The 6,105-nt window shown below is 49.7% G+C and carries 11 protein-coding genes; all 11 read right to left on the minus strand.

Translation table 11 applies throughout. The features are described 5' to 3' along the window. Window positions 1–5: 5 nt before the first annotated feature. From rpmC to tuf, 11 genes are read right to left on the minus strand one after another with little or no spacing between them, the layout of a single operon-like run. On the minus strand, window positions 6–197 hold the full coding sequence (rpmC, locus tag OEU88_RS13055) for a 50S ribosomal protein L29 (protein ID WP_262695631.1): 192 nt from the start codon (window positions 195–197) through the stop codon (window positions 6–8). Window positions 198–217: 20 nt separating this feature from the next. After that, window positions 218–628, minus strand: coding sequence for a 50S ribosomal protein L16 (gene rplP, locus OEU88_RS13060; RefSeq protein ID WP_262695632.1), 411 nt, complete (start codon window positions 626–628; stop codon window positions 218–220). A 31-nt stretch (window positions 629–659) separates the two neighbouring features. Continuing rightward, a complete protein-coding gene (gene rpsC / locus OEU88_RS13065) occupies window positions 660–1,355 on the minus strand; it encodes a 30S ribosomal protein S3 (protein ID WP_262695633.1) in 696 nt (231 codons plus the stop codon). Further along, window positions 1,355–1,735 (minus strand): 50S ribosomal protein L22, encoded by a 381-nt coding sequence (gene rplV, locus OEU88_RS13070; RefSeq protein WP_394805258.1) that lies wholly within the window; start codon window positions 1,733–1,735, stop codon window positions 1,355–1,357. Before rplV ends, rpsC begins: the two co-directional genes overlap by 1 nt. A gap of 2 nt (window positions 1,736–1,737) precedes the next feature. Then, window positions 1,738–2,019 (minus strand): 30S ribosomal protein S19, encoded by a 282-nt coding sequence (gene rpsS / locus OEU88_RS13075; RefSeq protein ID WP_262695634.1) that lies wholly within the window; start codon window positions 2,017–2,019, stop codon window positions 1,738–1,740. 12 nt (window positions 2,020–2,031) lie between these two features. After that, window positions 2,032–2,868 (minus strand): 50S ribosomal protein L2, encoded by an 837-nt coding sequence (rplB, locus tag OEU88_RS13080; RefSeq protein ID WP_262695635.1) that lies wholly within the window; start codon window positions 2,866–2,868, stop codon window positions 2,032–2,034. Between the two features lie 3 nt (window positions 2,869–2,871). After that, window positions 2,872–3,165, minus strand: coding sequence for a 50S ribosomal protein L23 (locus tag OEU88_RS13085; RefSeq protein ID WP_262695636.1), 294 nt, complete (start codon window positions 3,163–3,165; stop codon window positions 2,872–2,874). Further along, on the minus strand, window positions 3,162–3,782 hold the full coding sequence (gene rplD, locus OEU88_RS13090) for a 50S ribosomal protein L4 (RefSeq protein WP_262695638.1): 621 nt from the start codon (window positions 3,780–3,782) through the stop codon (window positions 3,162–3,164). Before rplD ends, OEU88_RS13085 begins: the two co-directional genes overlap by 4 nt. A 3-nt stretch (window positions 3,783–3,785) precedes the next feature. Next, a complete protein-coding gene (gene rplC / locus OEU88_RS13095; protein WP_317279137.1) occupies window positions 3,786–4,538 on the minus strand; it encodes a 50S ribosomal protein L3 in 753 nt (250 codons plus the stop codon). A 5-nt stretch (window positions 4,539–4,543) separates the two neighbouring features. Continuing rightward, the gene (gene rpsJ, locus OEU88_RS13100) at window positions 4,544–4,858 is read right to left on the minus strand and encodes a 30S ribosomal protein S10 (protein WP_262695640.1); all 315 of its coding nucleotides are present in this window, start codon (window positions 4,856–4,858) and stop codon (window positions 4,544–4,546) included. Window positions 4,859–4,912: 54 nt separating this feature from the next. Further along, window positions 4,913–6,103, minus strand: a complete 1,191-nt coding sequence (gene tuf, locus OEU88_RS13105) for an elongation factor Tu (protein ID WP_262695641.1) — start codon at window positions 6,101–6,103, stop codon at window positions 4,913–4,915. Window positions 6,104–6,105: the final 2 nt, after the last annotated feature.

The following is a 6,105-nucleotide window of genomic DNA, read 5'->3' on the forward strand; positions in this document are numbered from 1 at the left end:
TCTCCTTACGCCTCTGCTTGTTCAGACAGGATTGTCTGGATGCGTGCCACATCGCGGCGCACTTCCTTAACCCGTGCCGTGTTTTCTAATTGGCCAGACGCAGCTTGAAAACGCAGGTTAAACTGCTCTTTTTTCAAGCTAACAAGCTCATCGCGGAGCTCGTCTTTCGACTTGGCACGAAGATCTACTGCCTTCATTGTCTTGTCTCCACTTACGCTTAGTGCATGCGCTCAACGATACGGCTTGCAACCGACAGCTTAGCAGCTGCCCGCTCAAACGCACCGCGCGCAATTTCATCTGACACACCGTCAATCTCAAACATGATGCGGCCTGGTTTAACCTTAGCCACCCAACGATCAACGGAACCCTTACCTTTACCCATCCGAACTTCGGTAGGCTTGGCAGTTACAGGCACATCAGGGAAAATCCTGATCCACACTTTACCAGACCGTTTCATGTGACGGTTAATGGCACGGCGTGCCGCCTCAATTTGGCGTGCCGTAACACGACCAGGTTGGGTTGCTTTCAAACCAAACTGGCCAAAGTTCAAATCTGTTCCGCCCTTGGCATCGCCGCGAATACGGCCTTTGTGCGCCTTGCGGAACTTTGTACGTTTCGGTTGCAACATAGTCTGTCGCTCCTCAATCTAACCGTCCAGCCTAACGGCGGGACGGACCACCTTGACTTTGAGCCTCGTTTGCACGGCGCTCATGAGCCATTGGATCGTGTTCCATAATATCGCCTTTATAGACCCACACTTTGATGCCTGAAATGCCGTAAGCAGTCAGTGCTTCAGATGTGCCATAGTCAATATCAGCGCGCAAAGTGTGAAGTGGTACGCGGCCTTCGCGGTACCATTCAGTCCGGGCAATCTCTGCACCACCAAGACGGCCTGCACAGTTGATCCGGATACCACCAGCACCAAGGCGAATTGCACTTTGTACAGAACGCTTCATTGCACGGCGGAAAGCCACACGACGCTCAAGTTGTTGTGCAATGCCATCAGCGATCAATTTCGCATCAATCTCAGGCTTGCGAACTTCAACAATGTTCAAGCTCACTTCCGAAGACGTATGACCAGCGATTTTTTTGCGCAGCTTTTCGATATCTGCACCTTTTTTACCGATAATCACACCCGGACGTGCCGAATAGATTGTTACGCGACATTTTTTCGCTGGACGCTCGATTACAACTTTAGAAATGCCTGCTTGAGACAATTCTTTTTGAACGAACCCACGAATCTTAAGGTCTTCATGCAACATTGTGCCGTAGTCATCGCCTTCGGCATACCAACGCGAGTCCCAAGTGCGGTTAACACCAAGGCGCAGACCAATGGGGCTTACTTTCTGACCCATTATGCAGTCTCCTCTACTTCGCGCACAACGATGCGCAGACGACTGAACGGCTTAACGATTTTGGCTGCACGACCACGGGCACGGGCACGAAAACGTTTCATCGTAAGCGCCTTACCCACAGTTGCTTCGGCCACAATCAGGCTGTCCACATCAAGATTATGATTGTTTTCTGCATTCGCGATTGCTGATTGCAGAACACTTTTAACGGCTTCCGCGCTACGACGACGGTTGAAAGTAAGGCTGTTAAGCGCTTTTTCAACCTTCATACCGCGAATGCTTTGCGCGACCAGATTCAGTTTCTGGGCTGAGCCACGAAGCTGAGTCGCTGTTGCGACCGCCTCGTTATCCGCCAAACGGCGTTTTGCTGATTGCTTACCCACAACTACTTCCTCTTCGCTTTCTTATCCGCCGCGTGACCATAATAGGTCCGCGTAGGAGAGAATTCACCGAGCTTGTGACCAACCATATCTTCGGTCACATATACAGGAATGAATTTCTTGCCATTGTAGACATTGAAAGTCAGACCAACAAAGTTTGGCAGAATTGTAGACCGGCGTGACCAAGTCTGAATTACTACCGCTGATTTGCCACTTTCTTGAGCTGCTTCGACCTTTTTCATCAGGTGCATGTCAACGAAAGGGCCTTTCCATACAGAGCGTGCCATGTTCAGGCCTCCTTAACGTTTCTTGCGCTCGTGGCGCGACCGGATGATAAGCTTGTCAGTGGCTTTATTAGAGCGTGTACGCTTACCTTTAGTAGGCTTACCCCAAGGAGTCACAGGATGGCGACCACCTGAAGTTCTACCTTCACCACCACCATGTGGGTGATCGACAGGGTTCATGGCAACACCACGAACACTAGGTCGTTTACCCAACCAGCGGTTCCGGCCCGCTTTAGCGAGCTTAATGTTTTGATTATCTGGATTAGAAACGGCGCCAACAGTTGCAACACACTCACCGCGTACAATACGCACTTCACCAGAACTGAGGCGAAGCTGTGCATAACCACGGTCACGTCCGATCAACTGAGCATATGTACCAGCTGAACGAGCAATCTGACCGCCCTTGCCTGCTTTCATCTCCACATTGTGGACAATCGTGCCGACGGGCATGTTAGCAAGCCGCATCACATTACCAGGCTTCACATCAGTTTTCTCTGCAGCGATAACTTTATCACCTGGAGCTAACCGCTGAGGAGCAAGGATATATGCCAACTCACCGTCTTCATATTTAATAAGCGCAATAAAGGCTGTCCGGTTTGGATCGTACTCAAGACGTTCCACCGTTGCTTCCATATTCCATTTGGTGCGCTTAAAATCAATTTTCCGGTATGTACGCTTGTGGCCACCACCGATACGACGAGCGGTGATACGGCCAGTATTATTGCGGCCACCGGATTTGGTTAGACCTTCGGTCAGCGCTTTAACTGGCTTGCCTTTATGTAGACCTTCACGATCAACAAGAACAAGACCACGCTGAGACGGTGTAACCGGTTTATATTGCTTTAATGCCATCGGTTAAACCCCCGTCGTCACGTCAATGCTGCTGCCTTCGGCAAGTGTAACCATGGCTTTTTTGTACTCGGCACGCTTGCCGATTACGCCACGGAAACGCTTCACTTTACCTTCTTGGCGGAGCGTATTGACTTTTTTGACTTTCACATCAAAGAGCGCTTCAACAGCAGCCTTAATTTCAGGCTTTGTAGCGTTGATAGCGACTTTGAATGTCACTTGATTGTTCTCAGAGCCTAGTGTCGCCTTTTCGGTGATAATCGGGCTTTTGATCACATCATAATGCTTGATAGTGGTCATTTGAGCCTCTCCCCGAGTTTTTCGACAGCCGCTTTAGTGAGAATAAGCGTGTCACGACGAAGAATGTCGTACACATTCGCACCTTGCGTTGGCAGAACATCAACATTGGGAATGTTTTGAACAGCACGGAGGAAGTTTTCGTTTACTTCACCACCGTCAACAAAAAGAGCATTAGTAACACCAAGCTTCTCAAGTTTAACTTTGAGTTCTTTAGTCTTACCGTCTTTCAGCTCTGCTGCATCAACAACAATCAGTTTACCGTTAGCTTGCTTGGCAGACAATGCTGTCTTAAGGCCAAGTTTGCGAACTTTCTTAGGCAGGCTAAAGCCATGATCCCGTGGGATCGGGCCAAATGCACGACCACCACCAACAAAAATGTTAGAGCTACGCGCACCATGTCGTGCTGTACCACCACCTTTTTGACGGCCGAAGCGAGCACCCGTGCGAGACACATCTGAGCGGAACTGAACCGCATGTGTACCAGCACGACGTTTAGCAAGCTGCCAGTTTACAACACGATGCAGGATGTCTGCACGCGCCGTTACGCCGAAGATGGCATCATCTAGATCGATGTCACCAGCCTTTTTAGCGTCTAATGTAAGGACGTTCGTCTTCATGACTTATTCCTCGTTACCTTCCGCCGCAGGAGCCTCAGCAGCTTCAGCAGGTGCTTCTTCAGCAACAACTTCAGCTTTACCGGGCATACGGAATGCAGCCGGCATCGGCAGACCTTCCGGAGCAGCTTTTTTCGCAGCGTCAGAAATCAATACCCAGCCTTCTTTCGAACCTGGGAGGCCACCCTTAACTAGGAGCAGGCCTTCTTCTGCACGTGCTTCAACAATTTCAAGATTCTGAACCGTCGCACGGTGATCACCCATGTGACCGGCCATTTTCTTACCTTTGAACACGCGGCCAGGATCTTGACATTGACCCGTAGAACCGTGTGAACGGTGAGAAATTGACACACCATGTGAGGCACGAAGGCCGCCAAAGTTATGGCGTTTCATCGCACCAGCAAAACCTTTACCCTTCGAAGTTCCAACAACGTCTACACGTTGACCAGGAAGGAAATGATCTGCCGTTAGTTCAGCACCAACATCAACAAGACCGTCTTCGCTTACACGAAACTCAACCAACTTAGCTTTTGGTTCAACTTCAGCTTTAGCAAAATGACCGCGCTGTGCTTTGGTTACATTCTTAACTTTGCGTGTACCAGCACCAAGTTGCAGTGCAGTGTACCCATCTTTTTCATTTGTGCGTTGAGCAACAACCTGACAGCCTTCAAGCTGCAATACTGTTACTGGCACATGGCGACCATCGTCATTAAAGACGCGAGTCATGCCTAATTTTTTTGCAATCAAACCTGTACGCATGGGTCTTATCCTTGCAGCTTGATTTCAATATCAACACCAGCTGACAGGTCAAGCTTCATAAGAGCGTCAACTGTTTGCTGTGTTGGATCGATAATGTCGAGCAAGCGTTTGTGCGTGCGCATTTCGAATTGCTCACGAGACTTCTTGTTCACGTGTGGTGAACGAAGAACTGTGAACTTTTCAATCCTGGTTGGCATCGGGATAGGCCCGCGAACCAGTGCGCCTGTACGCTTTGCCGTGTTAGCAATCTCACCAGTGGCTTGGTCAAGCACACGATGATCAAATGCCTTCAGGCGGATGCGAATATTTTGCGCTTCCATTGATCTTACACCTTAAAAAAAGCGGCACTGGAATAAGCCCAGCGCCGATGTTTATTATTCGATAATTTTAGCGACGACGCCAGCACCAACGGTACGGCCGCCTTCACGGATAGCGAAGCGCAGACCTTCGTCCATTGCAATCGGTGCAATCAACTGAACTGTCAGGTTCACGTTATCACCCGGCATAACCATCTCTGTACCGGAAGGAAGCTCAACATTACCTGTCACATCAGTTGTACGGAAGTAGAACTGTGGACGGTAATTCGCAAAGAACGGCGTGTGACGGCCACCCTCTTCTTTTGTCAGAATGTATGTCTCTGCAGTGAACTTCGTGTGCGGTGTGATTGAACCAGTGTGCGCCAGAACCTGACCACGCTCAATCTCTTCACGACCAACACCACGTAGCAATGCGCCAATGTTATCGCCTGCTTCACCTTGATCGAGAAGCTTACGGAACATTTCAACACCAGTTACTGTTGTTTTCGCAGTTTCCTTGATGCCAACGATTTCAATCTCTTCGCCAACTTTCACGATACCACGCTCAACACGGCCAGTAGCCACTGTACCACGACCAGAGATAGAGAACACGTCCTCTACAGGCATCAGGAACGCACCGTCAACAGCACGGTCCGGCTGTGGGATGTACTCATCAACAGCAGCCATCAGCTCAAGGATTTTCTCAGCGCCGATGTTTGCGTCACGACCTTCAAGAGCCGCAAGTGCTGAACCAGCAATGATTGGAATATCATCACCAGGGAAATCATACTCGCTTAGAAGCTCGCGAATTTCCATCTCAACAAGCTCTAGAAGCTCTTCGTCGTCTACCTGGTCAACTTTGTTCATGAAAACAACAAGTGCCGGCACACCAACCTGACGCGCAAGCAGGATGTGCTCGCGTGTTTGTGGCATTGGGCCATCTGCTGCGTTCACAACAAGGATACCACCGTCCATCTGTGCCGCACCAGTGATCATGTTCTTCACATAGTCAGCGTGACCCGGGCAATCAACGTGTGCATAGTGACGTGCTGCTGTTTCATACTCAACGTGAGCCGTTGAAATAGTGATACCGCGCTCGCGCTCCTCTGGAGCTTTGTCGATGTTCGCAAAATCTACAGCTTCACCGCCGCTTGATTCCGCCAATACTTTCGTAATCGCTGCCGTCAATGTCGTCTTACCATGGTCAACGTGACCAATCGTTCCAACATTACAGTGCGGCTTATTACGTTCAAACTTCTCTTTTGCCATTG

This window comes from Kordiimonas aquimaris (assembly GCF_025574485.1).
In the GTDB taxonomy this organism is placed as follows: domain Bacteria; phylum Pseudomonadota; class Alphaproteobacteria; order Sphingomonadales; family Kordiimonadaceae; genus Kordiimonas; species Kordiimonas aquimaris.